This is a genomic window from Mycobacterium sp. 1245801.1, assembly GCF_001673055.1.
GTDB lineage: Bacteria > Actinomycetota > Actinomycetes > Mycobacteriales > Mycobacteriaceae > Mycobacterium > Mycobacterium europaeum_A.
This window is the reverse complement of the sequence record NZ_LZKY01000319.1, coordinates 1-20,032: the sequence shown is the minus strand read 5'-3', so window position 1 is coordinate 20,032 and position 20,032 is coordinate 1. Positions and strand designations below refer to the sequence as shown.

Below are 20,032 nucleotides of genomic sequence, written 5' to 3'. Positions count from 1 at the left end.
CGGAGGCGTGCAGCTACCGCGGCGAGGCCGCCGACTTCTTTGCCAGCATCTCGCTGAGCTACCTCGGCGACATGCAGTTAGAACTGATCCAGCCGGTCCGCGGCCAGAACATCTATAGTGACTTCCTGTCCGAGCGCGGGCCGGGTTTGCACCACGTCTGCATGTCGCCGAGGTAGCTCAGCGAGATGCTGGCAAAGAAGTCGGCGGCCTCGCCGCGGTAGCTGCACGCCTCCGGAGCAAAGTGCACCTCGGGTATGCGCACCCACTTGCGCACCCCTAACAGGCCGGTGAGGGCCGTTTCGGTGGCATCCAGGTCGCCGGTGACCCAGGCAATCTGCGTCGGTGATTCGAGGGGAAGCGTCATCGTCTCGCACAATAGTCCAGCCGCCGGGCCGCCAGAAAGGGCCCGAATGACTTTGCCGTGGGCGGCTGCTCCGGCCGCCTGCTCACCGGGTGAACACGTTCTAATTATGGTTTGCCGGCGGCCGCCGCGCCCGTCAGTGCCGGCTCAGTACGTCCACCAGCAGCCGCAGCTGGGCCTCGAAGACGCCCTGCGGGTCGGTCAGGGTGTCGGCGCCGTATTGCCCGAACACCTCGAGGCTGATGGCGCCGAGCACACCCGCCCACAGCAAAAAGCACTTGGCCAGCACCTGGTCGTCACCGGGGAACCCGAATTCCTGACGGATCCGTTCGAAGTCCGACGACATCGGTTGCGGGGCAACATCATTGGTTAGCCGGATGTCACCTGTGGCGATTCCCGCCGCGACCGCGTCGAACAGCGCCGCCACCACCCGGGTACCCACCGCAACCGTGCGCTCGGGCGGCGCGTGATATCCGGGCACGGGACTGCCGTACAGCAGGGCCCAGCAGGCCGGGTGCGCGACGGCCCACTCCCGGGTGGCTCGCGCGATGGCGACGACATCGTCGCTCCACAGGTCGCCGACCGACTGACGGGCGCGATCCACGGCATCGGCCAGGTCGGAATAGGCGTCGACGAGCAGCAGGGTCAGCAGTTCGTCGCGGCTGGACACGTAGCGGTACACCGCCGAGGACACCATGCCCAGGTCGCGGGCTATCGCACGCACCGACAGTCCAGCGGCGCCGCGGTCGACCAACTGGCGGCGACCGAGTTCGATGATGCGCGCCTCGATCTGCTCGCGCGATTCCTGGCGTTTGCCCACGCCGCCAGTCTGTCACGACCGAGAACACCGCTCTTGCTTTCCGCGGCGGGTCGTGGCAGCATCGTCAAAACAGAGAGCATCGCTCTCGTTTCGACGGGATTGCTGAGAGGCCACGACATGTCCACGCGATACGAAGAACCGAACCGGGCCGCGCGCGCCGCCAACCGGGTCATCCGCTGGCTGGCCGAAGCGGGGATCAGCATCGCCGGCACCCGGGCCTTGCGGGTGCGCGGTCGCAAAACCGGAAAGCCGCGCGCCGTCGTGATCAACCTGCTGACCGTCGACGGCGTCGACTACCTGGTCTCCCCGCGCGGCAACACCCAGTGGGCCCGCAATGTCCGGGCGGCCGCCGTCGTCGAGGTGGGCCCCCGCTGGCACCGGCGCAGCCTCCGGGTCAGCGAGGTCGATGACGCGGCCAAGCCCGAGCTGCTGAGGCGCTATCTGGCCCGGTGGTACTGGCAGGTCAAGGGGTACGTCGCCGGATTAACCCCGGACAGCACCGACGAGCAGTTCCGCGCCGCCGCTCCCTCGATTCCGGTGTTCGCGCTGACCCCGATCGGCGCGGCCGGCTTGGCCTAGTGCGCGTTGTCGCGCACGCAATGACCTAGTGCGCGTTGTCGCGCACGCCGAGATCCTCGCGGACCTCCTGCGACGTGGCCCCCCACGACACCGCGGCGGGCAAGTCACCCCACACGCTGTTGAAGATCCCGACGATCTGTCCCGGGCCGCCGTTGGGCGCCAGGTACACCGGTCCGCCCGAATCGCCGTTGTGGCTTTGCACGCCGTGCGACATGGTGAACCAGCCGTTGTTCACGCTTTCCACCGTCCCGCAGGTTTCCCCGGTGATCACGCCGAAATGGCAGACGGGCTGTCCGGGCGCGAGCGCCAGCCCGGGGTCGGAGACGAGCGGCCGACCGCCCGGCAGGATGTTGTTCGCCGTCACGCTGTTGTCCAGCACGATCGCTTCGTAGTCGCTGATCGTCTGGCTGGTGGACACCGTCGTCCCGCTGGGCGTGTTGTCCCGGAAGGCCGCCATCCGGCCGATGACGGCGCCGCCCCGGTCCGTCACCACTCCGGCCCCGCTACGGCAGTGGCCCGCGGTGAATGCGATCTTGAGAGCGGGGTCGACGTAGCCGAGCGTGCACACCCGGTTGTCCTGGCGTATCTCCATGCCCGGGTACACCATGACGTCGGCTTTGGCCTGCGCGGCCGGCAGCAAGGAGGCGAGCGCTGCGACAGTAGTCGACGCGGCGAATGCGCGCGTTGCCAGTCGATGCACCATGAACTCCGATCCATCGGGCCGATACTGACGGGAGGCGGGGGTTACGGCGTAACCCTCCTCCACGCTCAGCTTTTCGCGCCGGCCCGCGCAAATGTTACAGCGAGGTCACGAGCGGGGTGGTGGCGTCGGCCGGACGGGCCGCCCGCGGCAGCCAGCCCGGCGGACCGAACACGTACCCCAACCGGTCACGCAGGCGCGTCGCCGAGCGCCAGTCGCGGGCGATCGCGACGTATTCGCGGGTCTGCAACGTCCAGATGTTGAACGTGTCCACCCGCTTGGTGAGCCCGTAATGCGGCCGGAACAGCTCGGGCTGGAAGGTGCCGAAGAGCCGGTCCCAGACGATGAAGATGCCGCCGTAGTTCTTGTCGAGATACACCTTGTCCATTCCGTGGTGCACCCGGTGGTGCGACGGCGTGTTGAAGACGAACTCGAACGGTCGCGGCAGCTTGTCGATGCGCTCGGTGTGGATCCAGAACTGGTAGATCAAGTTCAGCGAAAAACTGAAGAACACCATCCACGGTGGAATCCCCAACAGCGGCAACGGGATCCACATCAGGATTTCGCCGCTGTTGTTCCACTTCTGGCGCAGCGCGGTGGCGAAGTTGTAGTACTCGCTGGAGTGATGGGCCTGGTGCGTCGCCCAGATCAACCGCACGCGGTGCGCGATCCGGTGATAGGCGTAGTAGAGCAGGTCCACACCGAGGATCGCGATCACCCAGGTGTACCAACGGGTCGCGGGCAGCTGCCAGGGCGCCACGTAGGCGTAGATCGCCGCGTAGCCGAACAGCGCCAGCGTCTTCCAGCCGGCGGTGGTGGCCACCGACACCAGCCCCATCGAAATGCTCGCCATCGAGTCGCGGGTCAGGTGCGCTCCCGACGCCGGCCGCGCGGCGTCGACGGCGTCGGCTCCCTCGGCCGTCAGATGTTCCAGCTTTCGGGCGGCGGTCCATTCGAGGGTCAACAGCAGCAGGAAGAACGGCACGGCGAACAGCACCGGATCCCGCATCTGCGGAGGCAGCGCGGATAGGAAGCCTGAGAGAGCGCTCACACAGGTAAGACTACGACGAGCGCCGCGGTATTCACCTCGCCCTGGTCGGTCGGGCGCCGCCCCGCGGTGGCGCGTCGATCAGCGACGATCGTCGGACTGCGCTTCGTCCCCGGCATACCACTGCACCGCGCGGACGCCGGGCAGCAGCGACAGTTCGGCCACCAGCCGCTCCAGCCGCGCCGGGGCATCGCCGTTCATCAGCAGGTGGGCGGTCAGCGCGACCTCGTCGCCGTCCGGGTTGCCGGTGTGGATCCCGCGAAGCGTGATGTCGTTGCTGCCGGCATGCTGGACGATCTGGGCGCGGGCGTACTTCTCGTGCTTGGGACGGCAGATCACCTGGACCAGATACGGCAGCAGGCTTTCGTCTTCCTCGGCGCTGTTGTCGCGATCGATCAGCCGGCCGAGCGGGCGTCCCAGGACATGAATGCCGACGACGGTGGCGGTGCCGATCAGCGCGAACACCAGGTGCCCGGAAGCCGCCAGCACGCCGATCGCCGCCGAGCACCACAATGTGGCGGCCGTGTTCAGGCCACGTACGTTGACGCCCTCCCGCAGGATCACCCCACCGCCGAGGAATCCGATACCGGACACCACATAGGACGCGACGCGCGTCGGGCTGCTGTCGGAGGTGGCGGCCGCGTACAGGACGAACAGGGTGGCGCCTCCGGCGACCAGCGCGTTGGTGCGCAGCCCGGCCCGACGCGCCCGCCATTGCCGTTCCAGGCCGATGAGGGCGCCGCAGCCGACGCCGACGCCGAGCCGGAGCGCGAAATCGAGGGCGCTCAACGTCTCCAACGACACGCTCCTTCCCGGTTGCAAGACGGCGAAGGGAGCTAACCAGATCCGGGTTAACGGCAAGTGGAGCCGACCGAATCGCCGACGTCGGGAGTATCCCCCGCGAACGGCGAGCCCGGGCTAACCGGTTTTGGGCGTCAGGTGGTGCGGACAGTAGGCGCTCGACGCGAGCGCCGCGAATTTGGCCGCAGCGTCCATCGTCATGCCGGGGTTTTGATCCTTGATGTCGCTGACGACCTGCAAACCCGTTTCACCCCTGCCCAGCAAGCCGCACACGGCTTTCGCGGACGCGATGACCTGGCCGGGGCTGCTGTAGGTGATGCCCGAACTGTCGAGGTTTGCCAGAAACGCCCCATCGTCCCCCTCGGGCTCGGCATGCGCGAGCGCCGCGAAGCTGATCGTGCCGATGGCGCCGAGCAGCGCCAGTAGGAGTCTCATACCGTTCGCGCCCTCCTGACCGGGGCGTCGGGCGGGGTCACCGTGGGCTTGTCACCACTGGACACGTGCACCGCATGGATGCCGGGCTTTGTCGACAGTTGGTCGAGCAGAGCGTCCAGGCCGGCCTTGTCGACATTCCAGTGCTGCACGGCTTCCGGTTGCTTTTGCAGCTTCGCGATGACGTCGTCGAGTTTGACGGGGGCGGTGCTCTTCGTGGCACCGCCGGCCCGGACGCCTCTGCCGCCCACTACTTGCGGCGCGACAGCGCCGAGGGCGCCCCCGGTCAGGCTGCCCAGCGCCATCTGACCGAGCAGGCTGCCTGGGATCGCGGCGGTGGGGGCCGCGGCCAGACCGGCGGCCGGAAGGCTGCTGGCGAGCCTGATCGCCGGGGTCGCCGAGGCCCAGGTCGGCGGCACCGACAATTTGCCCACAACGTTCGCCTCGCCCACGCCGGCTGATACCGCGCCGGTCAGGCCCGCGCCGGCCGACCGCAGACCGAGCCCTGCACCCAAGGCGGACTTCGGGATTTCCATGCCCTCGACCGGGACTTTGTAGAACATCTTGAACTCGGTCATGGCGAGGTTGATCGGGCTCATGCTGTCGTTGGCGACCGTGCTGAACCGGCCGATGTCGGCGAGGATGCCGAAGGTGTTCTGCCACGTCGTGCCGGCCAGCGGGGAACCCGTGAGGGTGTTGAGCACCTGGTCCCAGAACTCCATGTAGCCGCGGGAAGCGCTGCCGAGGGCCTCGAGTAGCTGGCTGATGATGCCCGACGGTGGGGACGCGGCGTCCGCGGCCGCACCGGTACTGCTTGCTAAAGCGCTGGCCTGGCCCACCGCGGCCGACTGGGCGGCGATTCCCGTCGCGTTGGTGGTCTGGGGTGGCTCGGTGAACGGGGTCAGCCGGGTGGCGGCGGCAGACGCGCTGGCGTAGCCGAACATCGCGGTGGCGTCCTGCGCCCACATTTCGCCGTATTCGGTCTCGGTTGCGGCGATCGCGGTGGTGTTCTGCCCGAAAACGTTGGTGGCCAACAGCATTGCCAATCGTGCGCGATTGGTCGCGATCGCGGTCGGTGGCACCACCGCCGCGAAGGCGCTCTCGTAGGCCGCCGCGGCCGCCGTCGCATGGATGGCCGCCGTCTTCGCCTGCGCCGCGATCGTCGACATCCAGGCCGCGTACGGCGCGGCGGCGGCGGCCATGGCGACCGCCGACGGGCCGGCCCACGCCTCGTTCGTCAGCCCCTCGATGACCGAACTGTAAGACGATGCGGCCGACTGCAATTCGGCCGCTAACGCGTCCCACGCGGCGGCGGCCGTCAGCATCGGTCCCGCCCCCGGACCCAGGTACATCTGGCCAGAGGTGATCTCGGGTGGCTGGAGAGCGAAATTCATCGCGGCGCCCTGGTCAAAGCGGGCATGGCGCGTTCTCCATGGTGCGATGGTTCGGTGCCGTCCGAGGTGTCATGTCGAAGGTCCGCTCAATCCGCCGGTACCACAATGATTGTGGCCGTGGTGGCAACGCCATCAGCCGCCGCCGCGAGGCCGGTGGTGCCATTGCTGACGGTGCGCACACCGGCGCCCGCCAAAGCGCGTCCGGCCAGGCTCGCCGCGGCCATCTCGCCGAACATCACCCCTTGCGGCGTCGTGGGGATCGTCGGGATTGGCCCCGTACTCGCGCTCGGCAGTACCGAGGCGACTGTCTTCATCACGGGCGCGGCTGCGGCCCAGCCTTGCGGGACCGACAGCGATCCGACCAGGGTCGCGCGGCCCATGGACCCCGCTACGTCCCCGATCTCTGGTGTCACCGCGGAGACGTAGCCGCCCCGCAACGGAGCCAGCGGCGACAACCCGCCGGCGATGGCCTTCCCGCCGCCGAGCAGTTCGGCGACACCCGGCGCGTTCTGGGCCAGCCCTAAGGCCTGCAGGGACAGCAGCCACCAGCCGCCGGGCAAGATGATCGCCCCGATGGGGCTGTAGGCGCCGGTGATGGCGGCGAAAAATGGCCTGAGGGCGGCGGTGATGGGGTAAATGGCTTCGATGATCGATGCCGCCGGCGTCGCCGCCGCCGCCGAAGGGGTCGACGCCAGGCCTTGCAGCATCGTGGGCAGCGCGTCGATCAGCGCCGGCAGCTGGGATGCGACGTCCGACGCGGCGTTCTGCGCCAGCGCTGCGGATTGCCTCGCCACCGCGGACGAATCAGTCGTCGGCGGCGGCTCAGCGAAGGGCGGCAACTGGGTGGCCGCAGCCGACGCGGCGGCGTAGGCATACATCGCGGCGGCGTCCTGGGCCCACATCTCGGCGTACTCCGCTTCGGCGGCCGCGATGGCCGCGGTGTTCTGGCCGAGGATGTTCGTGGCGATCAGCGTCATCAACAGGCTGCGGTTGGCGGCGATCGCCGGTGGGGGCACGGTCGCCGCGAACGCGGTCTCGTAGGCCATGGCAGCGAGCCTTGCCTGCATCGCGACCTGTTCCGCCTGGGCAGCGGACTGGTTTGCCCATGCCACATACGGGGCGACGGCGGCACTCATCGACGTCGCCGCCGGTCCAAACCAGGACCCGATGGTCATGCCCGAAATCGTCGAACTGTATGCCGCCGCATAGGAATACAGCTCGGCTCCCAGCGCATCCCATGCCGCGGCGGCGGCCAGCAAGGGCCCCGATCCGGCGCCCACGTACATCCGTCCCGAATTGACCTCTGGTGGCAGCGCCCCAAAGTCCACCCGTTGCCTCCCGTCCTCCTCTGGCGCCAGGGTAGGAGCGCATACGCCACCAGCCGGCAAACAAGCTCCGGCTCAAATGGAATTCATGGGATTCACAGGCGGAACATATCTATGTTTCATGTGATTGGAGAGGTGCTCCGCCGCGGTCGAACCCGCCGTCGCTAGGTCAGCGTTTTGCGTAGAGTTGCTGCGGGCAATAGTATTTCGCCGCGATCGCCAGGAAGGACGTGGCGTGATCATTGGTGAGCCCGGGGTTTTCACTCTTGAGCTCGTCCAGCATTTGCGGGCCGAATTCGCCGTTGCCCATCGACACGCACACCGCTTTGGCGAACTTGATCGCCCCGTCAGGGGTCGAGTAGGTGATGCCCGCGCTGCGCAGCGAGGCGAGGAAACCGGCCTCGTCGACGCCGGGTGCCGCCGGGTCGCCATGGGTGAGCGGGGCCAGCGCGATCGCGGCCGAAACGCCGACGCCGAGCGCGAGCAGCAGTCTCATGACCGGTGATTGTCCCATGTTCAGGAGATGACCGCAGCGGCGCGCGGCGCTTCGCAGACATGTTGAGCTGCAGTGTGTTTCACAGGTCAGCGCCGCGGGCGGGCGTCAGGCCTTGGAAAGCTGGTGGGGGCAGTAGTACTTCGCGGAAAGCACGGCGAAATTCGACGCCATCTCCATGTCCATCCCGGGATTGTGGGTTTTCACGTCGTGGACCAGCTCGAGGCCCGACTCGCCGTTGTTCAAGCACGAACACACCGCCCTGCCGGCGGCGACGGCCGACCCCGGGCTGCTGAAGCTGAAGCCGGCCTGCTGCAGCGCGGCGACGAAGCCGCCGTCGTCCCCGTCGGGCACCGGCGGAGGATCCGCGTACGCCGGTGCCGCCAACCCGATCATCACAACGACGCCAAGCAACGCCAGTAGTCTTTTCATCGCTATCACCTTTCCGTCGTGGCGGATTGTCCGTGCCGCTCAACCCAATTGGGCATCGGCGGGTATGACCTTTGACTTGTCGCCCTTCTTCAGATGCACCGCGTGGATGCCCGGCTTCTTGGCCAGCTGCTCGAGCAGCGCGTCGAGGTTCTCTTGATCGACGTTGTGGTGCTGGACGGTTTCAGGCTGCTCCGAGATCTGTGCGACAAGGCGTTTCAGCTGTTCCGGTGATTGCTTGTCTTTGAGGTCCTTGATGGGAGTCATCCGGTTGCGCACACCGGCACGCGCCACCGTGGGTCCACCGGAGCCGACGGCGCTACCGAGCATCCCGGCCAGCCCCATCGAACTGAACAGGCTCCCCTGGCCCAGCGCGGCCGCGGGCACGGCTTCGGTTCCGGCCGCCGACAGCGCGGCCGCAACCGTTCTGATGGCCGGGGTGGACGTGGCCCAGCTCGGCGGGATGGACAGCTTTCCGACCAGGGTGCCGGCGTTGCCCATGCCGGCGATCGGGGTGATCGAGCTGTACAGGGTGCCGCGGCCGAAGCCCAACGCCCCCAGCCCGGCGCCCAGGGCGTCTTTCGGCAGCGCCCCATACCCGATGGGCGGGGCGAACTTGAGCCATTGCGACAACGGAAAGTTGACCAGCAACCCGATGTCGTTGAACTGCGTGGTCAGGCCTAGCGGCACCTTCACGGCGTTGTACAAGCCCGTATAGAAGCTCGACCCGCCCGGCAGGCCGTTCAAAAGATTTGTGACGAACTGGTTGTAGAGATAGGCGAGGTTCGCCGGGCCCGAGAACAATCCGCTGTAGGGCAGAGTGGTCGTGGCGGCGCTTGCCGCGGTGTTCGCGACGTTGGCGGCGGGGGTGCTGGCCGCCGAACTCACCGCGGCCGCTTGCATCGGCTCGGCCGCCTCGTTGGTGGTCTTGGGCGCCGGGCTGAACTCCGTCAGGTTGTTGGACGCCGTCGCCGACGAGGCGAAGTAGGTGTCCATGGCGGTGGCGTCTTGAGCCCAGAACTCGCTGTACTGGGCCTCATTCGCGGCGATCGCCGACGTGTTCTGCCCGAACAGGTTGGTGGCCACCAGCTGTGCGAGCAGGGCCCTGTTTTCGGCGATCACCGCCGGCGGCACGTGTGCGGCGAAGGCGGTCTCGTAGGCGGCCGCGGCCTCGGTGGCCTGGATCGCGGATTGGGCGGCCTGCGCGGCGGTCTGCTGCATCCAGGCGACGTACGGGGCGGCCGCGCTCGCCATCGCCAGCGATGACGGTCCCACCCAGGGCCCGGCCGTCAGGCTGGAGAGCACCGACGAGTAAGACGTTGCGGTGGACTGCAATTCGGTGGCCAGGTTCTGCCAGGCCGTCGCCGCGGCCACCAAAGACCCCGCGCCCGGACCGCTGTACATCCGGCCCGAATTGAACTCGGGTGGAAAGGCTCCGTAAAACATCTTCGTACCCCTACCTTCGCGTCCGGACGGTCGGTGATTGGCTGCCGTGCGATTGCGTCATCGCGATCACTCCTCGATGCACGGGATCACGATGATGGTGGCCGCGGCCGGATCGGCCTCGGCGGCAACGCCGCCCAGCGAACCCGCTGCCGAGGCGGCACCGCCGGCGGGCCGGGTTGCGGCGGCTGCGACGGCGCGTCCGGCCAGGCTGGACAGGGCCATCTGGCTGAACACGCCCTCTTCACCGGCCAGTGCGGCCGGCGCCGCGGCCATGTTGGTGGGCAGCACCTGGGCGATGGTTCGGATCGCGGGGGCGGCCTCGGTCCAGCCCTGCGGCACCGACATGCTGCCCACCAGAGCGGCTTTGCCCATCGACCCGGATACCTGCCCCGTCCCGACCGCGGAGCTGAGCACGGGTTTGACGGCGTTGGCGCCACTGGTCAGCGGCGCCAACGCCCCGGAAATGGCCTTGGGCCCCGCCAGATAGGCGGCGGCGCCTTGCCCGTTCTGCCCCCAGGCGTAGGCCTGGCCGAATGACAGGAATGGACCGCCCGGGATGCTGGTCCAGGACTGCGGGGAGAACGGCCCGGTGGCGACCGACCAGAACTCGTTCCAATTCGTTATCGCACTCGGCAGGGTGAGTGACGAACCGGACGCCGCCGTTGTCGTGCTGCTGGCGTTGCTCGCGGCCTGCGCCGCGGGCTGCATCGTGCTGCTCAGTTGCGCGAGGTGGCTGGCGGTGTTCGAGCTTGACTGCCCGGTGCTCTGGGCGACCGCGGCCGCCTGCGTGGGGCCCGCCGAATCGTTGGTGGTCCGCGGGGGCTCGACGAACGGGGTCAGCTGAGCGGCACTAGCTGAGGTGGCCGCGTACGTGTACATCGCGGCGGCGTCCTGCGCCCACATCTCCATGTAGTGGGCTTCGGTGGCGGCGATCGCCGGCGTGTTCTGGCCGAGGATGTTGGTCGCGATCAACGTCGCGAGCAGGGCGCGGTTGGCGGCGATCACCGGCGGCGGAACCGTCGCGGCAAAGGCGGCCTCGTAGGCGCCGGCCGCGAGTTTGGCTTGGGCGCCTGCCTGTTCGGCTTGCGCGCCGGTGGCATGGATCCAGGCCACGTAGGGTGCGGCGGCGGCCGCCATGGCGATCGAGGATGGTCCCGTCCACGGTCCCGTTGCAAGCGTCTCGATGGTCGAGCTGTACGACGCCCCGGTGCTTTGCAGCTCGGCGGCCAATTCATCCCATGCCGCGGCAGCGGCCAGCAGCGGCCCCGAGCCCGCACCGACGTACATCCGCCCCGAGTTGTATTCCGGCGGATAAGCCCCGAAATCCAACATCTAGGGCCTCCGATCCCTCATCTGGCGGCTGGCGCACGCAGCGCTCCATGGCCGCGACATCGACACAATGGCGACACCTCGCAAGGAGTGCGACGGAATTGTTATAAGACACATGTACAAACCTCATGTGCTGCAGGCAACAAAGCCATACCGCTCCTAGCTGTAAATGGATGCCCGAATGGCATATGAACAACTGGTCAAGCCACGCTGCTATTGCACTGACGATGCTGACCAACGCTTATTCGGTGGGCGTTCCCATCAGGTAAACGTTTGTTAAACAAATGTGTTTGCAACGGCTTGACCAGTGTGAGAACGCTGCATAGCAACGTTGAGTTAGTGGTGTAAATCACGTGGTAAAGCCAAATGTGGGCAGCATCGACCGACGGCTTGATACAACTCAATCCGTGAATGTCTAACTCGCGTATTCTGAATGCGTAGCCGGCACCGTTGCCGACGCTATAAACTACGCTCAGAAGCTACCGCTGTTGTCTCCGATCGCGAATCTTCACAACCTCCTATATCGGTTCAAGAAATCATTAAGCGCGATATTGTGCGGACCGTCGGAATAGCGCCCCGGACATTCCGGCATTGCCGCGGAAGGTAACTGGAACTTAAGGACCGACGCCCGTGGTGACCTTCCGACTGGCGAGCCGAGCAGCGGCGCGCCACGGCACCGGTAGTAACCGGCACATCACGAACGACGGCCCGATATTCGGCGTCCGAGAGCGCGGCCCGGGCGCGGATCAAAGCACCTCGGGCAGGTATAGCGCCGAACTGATAAATGATCGTCACAACCGTTCTCCTCAGGTTCCCTCATACGAGTAGACGCGGTCACTCTGCTGTAGCACTGATTAGCTACTGGCAGTTTCCTGGAAGGCCGTTTCTGCAGATCACTGCCGACTTCCGGTCTCACTGGAAGCAGCGACAACGGACGATGAGACGTTGCCGAACAGCCCGCCATTGTGGATCGCGCGCCGGATAAGGGATCGACGGCCGGGGCATCACGAAGCCGGCCCGTCCCCCGGAGCGGATTGGGCAGGGCGACGACGTCAGCGACGCGCCACCCGGCGTTCGTCAGCCTCCGGTGTGGGCGTTAGCCACTGCTGTGCGGGTTCGTTCCGCCATCGCTGGTGGAGAGACGGTCGGGACAGTAGGCGCTGGCGGCGGCCTGGACGAAAAGGGCGGATTTTGCTGCGGTAAACGCCGGGTTGAGCTCATGGACGTCCCTGATGATGTCGAGCTCCGTGGTCCCTGAGTTGGCCAAGTCGCATACCTTTTGCCCCGCCTTTATCGCGCGGTCGGGGTTCGAGTAGGTGATACCCGCCTTGTTGAGCGCGGCAAGGAATGCGTCGTCGTCGGAGTCGGCGTGCGCTGGTATTGCCGTGCCGACCACGGCAATGACGGCGGTCAGAATCGGTAGGTACCTCATGTCGGAATTCCCTCTCTTTATCCGGCGGCCGGTGGGCGACCCATGATGCGGGGGCGAAACCCGTACATCGGCTCGGAGAACTCGTCCTCGTGCCCACCGGGGAGGCCCGCCAGCGGCACACCCGGCATGCCGACTGCCCCGGCCTGTTCCATCACCATCGGGGTGGCAGAGCCGAACCCGTGGTAAGCGCCTAGGCCGACTTGGGTCGTCGCCGCCACTGGCGTGATTGCCGCTCCAGCCGCACCCCAGGCCGGCGGAACCGACAGGGCCCCGACCAGACTCGCCTGTCCGACGCCGGCTACCGCTGCCACGCCGGGCGCGGTCACCGACGCCAGGTTGGCGGTGCCCCCAAGGCCGGCGGCCAGCACCCCCAGTCCCGACGTGCTTGCGTCTACCGCATTCAAGGACGAGATGGAATTCATGTTGACCGCCGAATCGACGAACGACGTCGGGTTCAACAACCCGCTGGTGGTAAACGCGTTGGACAAGTTTGCGACCGAGGCGTTGTTGAGGAAGCTCCCAAATACGTTGCCGTCGGATCCATCCAAAAAGTTCATGAGTCCCGCCAGCCCGGGCTGGCCGGAGCCGTTGGTGTTGGGCGCGAGTCCCAGCCATGCAAGCAGTCCCCCGGACGGGTCGCCGGCGCCGGTCGCGGCGTTGGCTTGAGCGACCGTGGCGGCTTGCTGCGCGATGCCGCCGCTGGTGGTGCCGGACCGCGGCTGTTGGAACGGCGTCATTTGAGTTGCCGCGCGCGAGGCGGTGCTGTAGGTGGTCATCGCGGCGGCGTCTTGCGCCCACATCTCGCCATATTGGGCCTCGTTGGCCGCGATCAATCCAGTGTTCTGGCCGAACAGGTTGCTCGCCACCAAGTTGGTCAGCTGCGTGCGGTTGGCCGCGACGAGGGCCGGGGGCACGGTTGCGGCGAACGCGGCCTCGTATGCGGCCGCGGCGGCGTTGGCTTGCGTACCGGCCTGCTCCGCCTGGACGGCGGTGTTGTTGAGCCACTCGACGAACGGTGCCACCGACGCCGACATTTTCGCCGAGGACGGTCCGAACCAGGATTCGCTGGTGAGCGCCGCAACCACCGATTCATAACTGGTTGCAGCGGAACGCATTTCAGCGGAAATGGCGTTCCACGCGGCGGCGGCGGTCAGCATCGATTCCGAGCCGGGGCCGGAATACATTCTGGCCGAGTTGATTTCGGGTGGCAATCCCGCATATAGCGACATGACATCTTCTCCAGAGTTCTCAGCCGGCGGCCGGCGGACGTGGCATGACGACGGGCCGGAACCCGTACTTGGGGATGGCGCGGCGCAGTCGCCGACCGGTACTACCCACCGGCCCCGCGACACCTCCGGGCCCGCCCGCGGCCGGGGCTGCCGTCGTGTCGGTGAGGCCGGTGACGCCGGTGGCCTGGACGGCCGTTTGACCAAGGTTGATATTGGCCGTCGACGTCCAGCTCTGCGGCACGGACAGCGACCCCACCAGATGCGCATTGCCCACCCCGCCAGACGCGCCGCCCAGGCCGGCCGACCCCACCGTGCTCGGCGCCAGGTCGGCACTCGTGATGCCTTCGGCGTCGGCGGCGAAATCCGCGAGGCCCCCCAGCGTCGTCGCATGCTGGGCCGCCAGGACGCCCTGGACCGAGGAAATGATGAACTGCGGGTTGAAGGGACCGCCGGCCAGCGCGCCATTGACCACGGCCGTGCTGAAGAAGTTGCCGTTCGTGAACGTACCGAAAGCGGAACTATCCGATCCGCTCAGCAGGCCGGCCAGATACGACGACACCGAACCGGGCGACGAGATACCGCCCCCGCCCGACGACACTGCCGACTGCACCGAACCCGCCGGCGTCTGGGCCGCCTGGGCCACGGTGTTCGCCTGCGCCGCCGCCCCGTCGGTATTCGCCGTGGACGGCGGCGCAGCCAACGGAGCCAGTCGGGACGCGGTGCTCGAAGCGCTGGCGTAGCCGTTCATCGCGGCCGCATCCTGCGCCCACATTTCGGCATACTGCGCCTCGGTGGCCGCGATCGCGGGCGTGTTCTGGCCGAACACATTGGTTGCCACCAGCGCGGCCAACTGAGCGCGGTTGGCCGCGATCACCGGCGGTGGCACCGTCATGGCAAAGGCCGACTCGAAGGCGGACGCTGCCGCGAACGCCTGGCCGCTGGCCTCCTCGGCGTGCGTGGCGGTGCCGTCCAGCCAGGCCAGATAGGGCGCGGCCGCGGCCAACATCGACATCGAGGACGGCCCCAGCCAACCCGAACCGGTCAGTTCGGTCACCACAGACCCGTAAGCGGCTGCGGCGGAGCGCATCTCCGCGGCCATCGTGCTCCATGCCGCGGCGGCGGCCAGCATTGGGCCCGATCCGGGCCCGGAATACATTCTGGCCGAGTTGATTTCCGGCGGCAGCGCCGCAAAATCCAACATGATGCATTCCCAACGATTTCAGCGGGCCGAGGCTGCGTTGATGGCCTCGGTGGCCGCATACGAGCCGGCGCTGGCCTGCAAGGTGATCACGAAGTTCTCGTGCAGCGCCGCTGCCTGGGCGCTCAACGCCTGGAACAGCTGGCCGTGTCCGGCGAATTGCGCCGCCGTCAGCATCGACACCACATCCGCTGCGGCAGGCACCACCCCGGTCATCGGGGCCGCGGTGGCCGAGCTCTGCGCGGTCAGCGCCGAACCGATCTCTTGCAGCCGGCTGGCGGCCACAGCCAGCGAATCCGGCTGTGCGGTAACAAAGTTCATCACAAATCTCCCCACCAAGAAAGGAGGCGAGCCAGGATCCCTGGCCGCGCCGGGGCGCGCATCAGCGCCACACGTCAGTGAGCGCGCGCGTTACGAAAGGTGGCTAATTACAAGCCAATTCAGGAAATATCGATGCCGAGGTCGGATCGAAGCGAAATGGTCATCGATCTGGAATACGGACTGTCGTCGGGACTCACGTCGCTCTCACCTCCTCCAAGCCAGGGCACGCAGGGGTGCCACACGGTGCACACGGGGAGGAGCAACCAGGCGAAACGGCCGGCTGCGGCACCCCTCTCGTCAGAGCTTCGGCACCACACGGCGTATCCGGCTACCTGAAGCCGGAAGCCACTTGGGCTCAACCCTTAATCCGGGAAGAGCTGTCCTGACCCTGGGCGTCTTTCGACGTTCGAGGTCAGTGGCCTATGTCCGTGCAGACGCCTCACCTAGCGAGGTGCTTGCATTGGCCATGGTGGCACTCGGCGGTCGTCGAGTCAAGCTGAAGGACAACGCATCCCCAACGGTTCACGCGCCCTTCACCTGGGGGCCGCGCGCAATGGCGGCCACCGGACGGGCCAGGACCCGGTTAGTCCGCCTTCTTCTCGGCGACCGCCGCGCTGAGACCCTCGGCCAGATCCTCCCGCGTCAGTTCCTTGAACCGCAGCAGTTGACGTTCGCTGAATTCGGTCACGTCGCTGGCCAGCACCGCATCCAGGTCCTCGTCGTCCAGACGGAAACTGCGGTGATCCCGGGCCTTCTCCACCACGTTGCGCACGAAACCGGCGTTGCCGAGCGTATCGATGCCGCGGATGAGATCGCCGTCCTCGGAATAACTTTCGTCGAGATAGAACTTTGTGTACGACGGCAGCAACGCTTGGGCCGACTCATCGGTGATGACGTCTTCGTTCTCCTGGCCCATCAACCGCGTCAGCGCGACCAGCTCGTCCGGGGTGTAACTGAAGAACTCGATGACGGTCGAAAACCGCCGTCGCAGACCCTGATTCACTTCCAGCATTTTGTCCATGGCCTTGGCGTAACCGGCGCCGAAGACCACCAGCTCGTCGCGGTGGTTCTCCATGTACAGCAGCAGCGTGTTGATGATCGCGTTGCCGTACGGGTCACCCTGCTGGTAACCCTTCTCGTGCAGCGTGTGCATCTCGTCGAAGAAGACCGCGCCACCGAGGGCGCCCTCGAGCATCTCCTCGGTGTTCTTCTCCGCGTCGGCCATGTACCGCCCCAGCAGCTTGGTGCGGCTGGTCTCCACCACCACGGGCTTGCGCAGCACGGTCAACCCGCACAGCTGCTTGCTGAAAGCCCTTGCCACCGAGGTCTTTCCGGTGCCGGGCGGTCCGAGCAACAGCGTGTGGCGCGAGGTCACGGGCACCGGGAGGCCCATCTTGGCGCGCGCCAGGTTCACCTTGGTCGTCGACTTGATGAGCTTGATCTCGCGCTTGGCACGTTCCATGCCCAGCATGGCGTTGAGCTCGGCGTCGCCCTCGGCCAGGTACTTCGCCGCCTCTTCGGCGTGACGAGCGGCCTCGGTCTCGGCCCGGGTCGGCGCGCTGTCCTGGTCCCACGGGTCGGTGCGGGCCTCGATCGTTTCCGGGTCGGTCAAGACCAGCCGATAGTTGGGGTTGTCCAGCGCCTCGCGGGCCGGCGTGAACTTCGGGTCTCGCGAGTACACCCGCCGCAACAACTCGACGGCCTCGTCCTCGCGGCCGAGGTGCCGCAGGCACATCCCCTGGGTGTACAGGGCGATGTTGGCCGCGCCGGGCACCCGGTCACCTTCGATGGCGTCCTGACCGCGGCGCAAGGCCTCCTCGAACACACCCAGCGAAGCCAGCGCCGTGGTGGCCATCGCGGCACCCGCGGCCTTCAGCTCGGGCTGCCGCCAACTCTTGCCCTCGGCGAACTGGTTGAGCACATCCGGCCACCGAGCGGTGCGGAAGTACAGCACGCCGCGTACGTAGCTGACGAGTTCCTCGTCGACGGGCTGGCGGGGCTCGACGCTGTCGATGAGTTTCGCGGCTTCCTCGTAGCGTTTCGCTTCGGCCAGGACCGCGGCGTACGCGCACGCCAACGTCTCGACGCTGGTCACCGCCAGCCGCAGGAACAGCCCGTCGGAAACCTCGGGACGGAACTGCAGCTCGGTGACCCCGAGGCGGCGAGTCTCCCAACCGAACGTCCGGATGGCCGACCACGCGCCGGAGAGCACGTCAATGCTCTGCTCCCCCACCAGGATTCGCGCCAGCCAGGCGTCACACATGCCCGGATCCAGGTTGGTCGCGGTGGCGAACATCTGCGCCGCGACCTGCGGGTTGTGGCTGGGCTGCAGCCCGTTGACCGAGACGCCGGAGGCCAACAGGCCGGCGACCATCGCGTTGCGGGCGCCTTCAGCGGTGGATTGCGGCCTCGTCATTGCGCTACAGGTACGCCCGCCGAGCTCCCTCGCAGCTGGTCGACGGATAACGCAAGGTCTTCATCGTCGGCGCGCAGTGGACGACTCGGCACCACCAGCAGGGGGCGCGCCGTGGGGGCGGGCAGGCTGGCGCGCACCGCGGCCAGCTGGCGTCCGGTGAGACGGTTGAGCCCCGACGCGACGTTCCTGCGCAACCGCTTCTCGGTGTGGTAGCGAACCCAAGCCGATACCTGCGGCCGGCCGCCGCGCGAGGTGAGCCGGATGGTCAGCACGGTCGCGACGGTCTCGTCGTCCCACAGCTCGTCCAGCTTCTCGGTGGTGATGTCGGACGGCGACAACCACAGGCTGGTGACGAAACCGTTGAAGTGCTTGAGGCGTCGCCACCCGGGACGGCTCCAGGTCGGTTCCAGATCGGCCAGCACCGCCCGGTCGACCTCGGCGAGCTCGTCGGCCGTCAACGGCCGGGCCGCACAGGTCAGCCCGTCGAGGTCCTGGGCGAGCCGCTCGGTGGCCGCCACCAGGGTGGACGCCAGCGAATCGCGGGCGGCCACGGCGGCGACGTTGCGCTGCGGGTTCATCCGCAACACCAGCCAGGTGCGGCGAATGTAGGAGGTGGGCTGGTCGTGGGCCACCTCCCACTCTTCGGGCCCCCAGTCGTCCAGCTTGGACAACTCCGCGGCTCTGGCTTCGGGGCCGCCGCGCCGGACCTTCACCGACACGATGTCGATGTCGTCGAGGTGGATGTCGAACTGGCGCAGGCCCGACGCGACCGCCGACACCAGCAGCGTGGGGGGCGAATTGCGGTGCCGAAGCCGCGAGGCCGACTCCTCGTCACCCCCGTTGATCGTGATCACCGTGACCAACTGGCCGTCGTGCTGGCGCACGCCGACCGTGTCGCGCCCGTATTTGCGTTGGTGGTCGAGGGCCGGGGTGCAGCCGGCGGCCAGCGCCGAACCCGGGTCGGCGGACCAGTCCCACAGCCACGTGGCCAACCCCGAGGTCACCGTCAGCCCGTGATAGGTGACCAGCGACAGCAGCGTCACCAGCAGGGCCAGACCGACGCCCACCCAGAACGCGATGCGATACGTGCCCTGCCAGGACTCGGGGCAGTGGCTGGCCACCACCATGATCACCACGTCGACCAAGAACACCGCGGTCAGCCGCGGCCACGTTAACGACAACCCAAATCTGCGCTGAGCCTTCATGAGTGTTGCTGCTCCGCCCCTATTGCTGTTTCCGCGATCGCTTCATCAGCATCGCCGTACCGAACACTCCGCCGCCGATGAGTAGCGCCCCCAGCAAGCCGCCGGCGGCCACCCACACTGGCACCATATCCCGGTGCGGCATGGGTTTCGGAATGTTCAGGGGTGCCGACAGTTGCTGCGGCGGTTTCACCGGACCGTCGGGCACGTCCCAGGTCAAAGCCGCGACCGGGTCGACGACGCCGTGACCAACCTGGTTGTCCACGCCGCGTGCCGGCGCCCGGGCGGTGCGCGTCAATCGGTTGATGACCTGATACGCCGATAGCTGCGGGAACTTCGCCCGCACGAGCGCGGCGACCCCGGACACGATCGCCGCCGAGAAGCTGGTGCCGGACGGGACCAGCAGCGTGTTGTCGGGTCCGTCGATCGCGTTGATCAGCCCGTCGTCGCGGGGCGACAGACCGATGACGTCCGTTCCCGGTGCGGCGATCCCGACCCACGGCCCGGCCACGCTCGTCGACGCCTGACCCTGGTTGCCCTGGCTGAGCGGGCGGCCGTCGTTGTCCACGGCGCCGACCGTCAGGACGTAGTCGCTGAACCAGGACGGCGTCACGACCGTGGTGACCGCGTTCCAGTTGCGAGGATCGTTGGGCTGCAACGGATCATGCGGCGGGTTCTGCTTGCAGTCCTTCTTGCTGGTGTCACCCGCGGCGGCCACGATGACGGCGTTCTTGTCGACGGCCGCGTAGCGCACCGCCGCGCCCAGCGAGCGCTGGTCGATGATGTTGCGCGCGCTCATGCAGGTCACGTCGGAGATGTTGATGACCTGAGCCCCCATGTTGGCGGCGTGCACGATCGCCCGCGCCATCGTCTGCACGTTGTCGATCTTCGCCGAGGTCTGCGGATCCTCGTCACCGGTGTAGGCGTCCTTGAGGCCGAAGGCCTGGCTGGATTGCCGGATCGCGATGATGTCGACGTCCGGAGCCACCCCGCTGAACGCGTCCGGCAATCTCTTTCGGGGCTTCGGACAGGCTCATCCCTTCACCTCTCGGGGTAGGCCGAGCACCCGCTCGGCGA

Annotated in this window: 18 protein-coding genes, 3 pseudogenes and 1 riboswitch; of the genes and pseudogenes, 2 read left to right on the top strand and 19 right to left on the bottom strand. The window is 67.3% G+C overall.

Annotated elements, in window-relative coordinates; translation table 11 throughout:
* Nucleotides 1-164, top strand: a pseudogene (locus A5622_RS28515) (VOC family protein); the annotation flags it as partial.
* On the opposite strand, the pseudogene A5622_RS20450 reads toward A5622_RS28515, so the two are convergent.
* Nucleotides 158-364, bottom strand: a pseudogene (locus tag A5622_RS20450) (VOC family protein); the annotation flags it as partial. The pseudogenes A5622_RS28515 and A5622_RS20450 overlap by 7 nt on opposite strands.
* Before the next feature lie 133 nt (nucleotides 365-497).
* Nucleotides 498-1,181 (bottom strand): TetR/AcrR family transcriptional regulator, encoded by a 684-nt coding sequence (locus A5622_RS20445; protein ID WP_066872701.1) that lies wholly within the window; start codon nucleotides 1,179-1,181, stop codon nucleotides 498-500.
* A 117-nt stretch (nucleotides 1,182-1,298) separates the two neighbouring features.
* Between A5622_RS20445 and A5622_RS20440 the strand changes: the two genes are divergently transcribed.
* Nucleotides 1,299-1,760 carry a nitroreductase family deazaflavin-dependent oxidoreductase gene (locus A5622_RS20440; protein ID WP_066872698.1) on the top strand — a complete coding sequence of 154 codons (462 nt, stop codon included), beginning with the start codon at nucleotides 1,299-1,301 and terminating at the stop codon, nucleotides 1,758-1,760.
* Nucleotides 1,761-1,785: 25 nt separating this feature from the next.
* On the opposite strand, the gene A5622_RS20435 is transcribed toward A5622_RS20440, so the two are convergent.
* From A5622_RS20435 to A5622_RS20355, 17 genes and pseudogenes are all read right to left on the bottom strand, one after another.
* Nucleotides 1,786-2,463 (bottom strand): hypothetical protein, encoded by a 678-nt coding sequence (locus tag A5622_RS20435; protein ID WP_066872695.1) that lies wholly within the window; start codon nucleotides 2,461-2,463, stop codon nucleotides 1,786-1,788.
* Nucleotides 2,464-2,557: 94 nt separating this feature from the next.
* The gene (locus tag A5622_RS20430; RefSeq protein WP_066880867.1) at nucleotides 2,558-3,511 is read right to left on the bottom strand and encodes a sterol desaturase family protein; all 954 of its coding nucleotides are present in this window, start codon (nucleotides 3,509-3,511) and stop codon (nucleotides 2,558-2,560) included.
* Between the two features lie 78 nt (nucleotides 3,512-3,589).
* On the bottom strand, nucleotides 3,590-4,306 hold the full coding sequence (locus A5622_RS20425) for an MgtC/SapB family protein (protein ID WP_066872826.1): 717 nt from the start codon (nucleotides 4,304-4,306) through the stop codon (nucleotides 3,590-3,592).
* 120 nt (nucleotides 4,307-4,426) lie between these two features.
* The gene (locus tag A5622_RS20420) at nucleotides 4,427-4,744 is read right to left on the bottom strand and encodes a DUF732 domain-containing protein (RefSeq protein ID WP_066872689.1); all 318 of its coding nucleotides are present in this window, start codon (nucleotides 4,742-4,744) and stop codon (nucleotides 4,427-4,429) included.
* Entirely contained in the window at nucleotides 4,741-6,135 is a 1,395-nt protein-coding gene (locus A5622_RS20415; protein ID WP_066880865.1) for a PPE family protein, read from the bottom strand. Before A5622_RS20415 ends, A5622_RS20420 begins: the two co-directional genes overlap by 4 nt.
* Before the next feature lie 86 nt (nucleotides 6,136-6,221).
* Nucleotides 6,222-7,463 carry a PPE family protein gene (locus tag A5622_RS20410; RefSeq protein ID WP_082994645.1) on the bottom strand — a complete coding sequence of 414 codons (1,242 nt, stop codon included), beginning with the start codon at nucleotides 7,461-7,463 and terminating at the stop codon, nucleotides 6,222-6,224.
* Between the two features lie 166 nt (nucleotides 7,464-7,629).
* The gene (locus A5622_RS20405; RefSeq protein WP_066872679.1) at nucleotides 7,630-7,956 is read right to left on the bottom strand and encodes a DUF732 domain-containing protein; all 327 of its coding nucleotides are present in this window, start codon (nucleotides 7,954-7,956) and stop codon (nucleotides 7,630-7,632) included.
* Nucleotides 7,957-8,061: 105 nt separating this feature from the next.
* Nucleotides 8,062-8,385, bottom strand: a complete 324-nt coding sequence (locus A5622_RS20400) for a DUF732 domain-containing protein (RefSeq protein WP_066872676.1) — start codon at nucleotides 8,383-8,385, stop codon at nucleotides 8,062-8,064.
* Between the two features lie 39 nt (nucleotides 8,386-8,424).
* Nucleotides 8,425-9,828, bottom strand: coding sequence for a PPE family protein (locus tag A5622_RS20395; protein ID WP_066872673.1), 1,404 nt, complete (start codon nucleotides 9,826-9,828; stop codon nucleotides 8,425-8,427).
* Between the two features lie 66 nt (nucleotides 9,829-9,894).
* Nucleotides 9,895-11,160: a PPE family protein gene (locus A5622_RS20390; RefSeq protein WP_066880861.1), complete on the bottom strand. Its 1,266-nt coding sequence runs from the start codon at nucleotides 11,158-11,160 to the stop codon at nucleotides 9,895-9,897.
* A gap of 1,093 nt (nucleotides 11,161-12,253) precedes the next feature.
* Complete coding sequence (locus tag A5622_RS20385) at nucleotides 12,254-12,589, bottom strand: DUF732 domain-containing protein (RefSeq protein WP_066872668.1); 336 nt, start codon at nucleotides 12,587-12,589, stop codon at nucleotides 12,254-12,256.
* A 17-nt stretch (nucleotides 12,590-12,606) separates the two neighbouring features.
* Entirely contained in the window at nucleotides 12,607-13,818 is a 1,212-nt protein-coding gene (locus A5622_RS20380) for a PPE family protein (protein WP_066880859.1), read from the bottom strand.
* 19 nt (nucleotides 13,819-13,837) lie between these two features.
* Complete coding sequence (locus A5622_RS20375; protein ID WP_066880857.1) at nucleotides 13,838-15,019, bottom strand: PPE family protein; 1,182 nt, start codon at nucleotides 15,017-15,019, stop codon at nucleotides 13,838-13,840.
* Between the two features lie 18 nt (nucleotides 15,020-15,037).
* Complete coding sequence (locus A5622_RS20370) at nucleotides 15,038-15,337, bottom strand: PE family protein (RefSeq protein WP_066880855.1); 300 nt, start codon at nucleotides 15,335-15,337, stop codon at nucleotides 15,038-15,040.
* Between the two features lie 282 nt (nucleotides 15,338-15,619).
* Nucleotides 15,620-15,795: riboswitch (M-box (ykoK) riboswitch) on the bottom strand.
* 125 nt (nucleotides 15,796-15,920) lie between these two features.
* Nucleotides 15,921-17,753: a type VII secretion system ESX-5 AAA family ATPase EccA5 gene (eccA5, locus tag A5622_RS20365; RefSeq protein WP_066872655.1), complete on the bottom strand. Its 1,833-nt coding sequence runs from the start codon at nucleotides 17,751-17,753 to the stop codon at nucleotides 15,921-15,923.
* On the bottom strand, nucleotides 17,750-18,958 hold the full coding sequence (gene eccE / locus A5622_RS20360) for a type VII secretion protein EccE (protein ID WP_066880853.1): 1,209 nt from the start codon (nucleotides 18,956-18,958) through the stop codon (nucleotides 17,750-17,752). Before eccE ends, eccA5 begins: the two co-directional genes overlap by 4 nt.
* Nucleotides 18,959-18,977: 19 nt before the next feature.
* Nucleotides 18,978-19,961 (bottom strand): annotated as a pseudogene (locus tag A5622_RS20355) (S8 family serine peptidase); the annotation flags it as partial.
* Between the last annotated feature and the right edge of the window lie 71 nt (nucleotides 19,962-20,032).